This is a genomic window from Streptomyces sp. NPDC001002 (assembly GCF_053599215.1).
The window spans coordinates 1-1,264 of the sequence record NZ_JBSFLV010000316.1 but is presented as its reverse complement, the minus strand read 5'-3'; the positions used below and the strand labels follow the sequence as shown (position 1 = coordinate 1,264).

The following is a 1,264-nucleotide window of genomic DNA, read 5'->3' as shown; positions in this document are numbered from 1 at the left end:
GACGACGCATCAAAAGCATGCGGCGCATGGAACAACACCCGAGGCGTCACACCCCAACACCGGTCCGACGCCAACGCCACGACATCGCGGTGCGATGTCACCACACCCTTGGGCACGCCGGTCGACCCCGATGTGTACATCACATACGCGGCGCTGTCCGGCGAAGCCCTGAGGGGCAGCGGCTCCGACGCAGTCCGGGTCAGTCGCTTCCGGGTCAGGGGTGCGTCCACTGCCAGCACCGGCACCTCGGTGCCGGCCGGGACGGTCGACGCGCACGCCGTCGACGTCAGCACGCACGCCGGTCGCGCGTCGGCGACCATGGCCGCGATTCGTTCGGCGGGATGGGTGATGTCGAGCGGCAGATAGGCGCCACCGGTCTTGAGCACGGCCAGGAGAGCGACGACCAAGTCGGTGGAGCGTTCCATCAGTACGGCGACGGTCGACTCCGCTGTCACCTTGTGCCCTGTCAGCACCTGGGCCAACTGGGCGGCCCGTGCGTCCAGTTCGGCGTACGAGAGACTCGTCCCGCCCGACACCAAGGCGATCGCGTCCGGGGTCTCGGCGACCTGTCGGGCGAAGGCCTCCGGCACCGTCACGTCGGGGACCGGCCACGCCGTGTCGTTCCAATCGGTCAGCAACTGCCGCCGCTCGGCCGGGTCCAGCACGTCGACCTCGGCGAGACGGAGCTGCGGTGCGGCGCTCAGGGTGCGCAGGACCCGCCCGAGGGAAGCGGCGATCCGGTCGGCGGTGGACGGGTCGAACAGGTCGGTCGCCGCCGTGACGGTTCCCCGCATCCCGGTTGGAACGCCGTCCGCGTCAAAGGTCTCGCTCAAACTCACGTCGAGGTCGAACTTGGCCGCCGCGGCCGTGGCCGGCAACGAGCTGGAGACCAGCCCCGCCATCTCCACGGCGGACGCGGCGCCGGCCGGTGCCACGGTGTTCTGCAGGGCGAGCATGACCTGGAAGAGGGGGTGGCGGGCCAGCGAGCGAGCGGGCGCAAGCTCCTCCACCAGCTTCTCGAACGGCACGTCCTGGTGCGCGTAGGCCTCCAGTCCCGTTTCCCGGACCCGGTCGAGGATCTCGGCCAGCGTCGGATCACCGCTCAAGTCCGTACGCAGTACGAGGGTGTTGACGAAGAAGCCGACAAGGTCGTCCAGGGCCTGGTCGGTACGTCCGGCGATCGCCGATCCGATGGGAATGTCGGTGCCGGCGCCGAGCTTCGACAACAGCACGGCCAGGGCGGCCTGCACGGCCATGAACAGGG

The 1,264-nt window shown here is 69.8% G+C and carries 1 protein-coding gene; it reads right to left on the bottom strand.

Annotation, left to right across the window (positions count from 1 at the left end; translation table 11 throughout):
* Positions 1-1,264 (bottom strand): AMP-binding protein (locus tag ACWDR3_RS47790; RefSeq protein WP_450358949.1); only part of this gene is annotated, 1,264 nt, incomplete at both ends.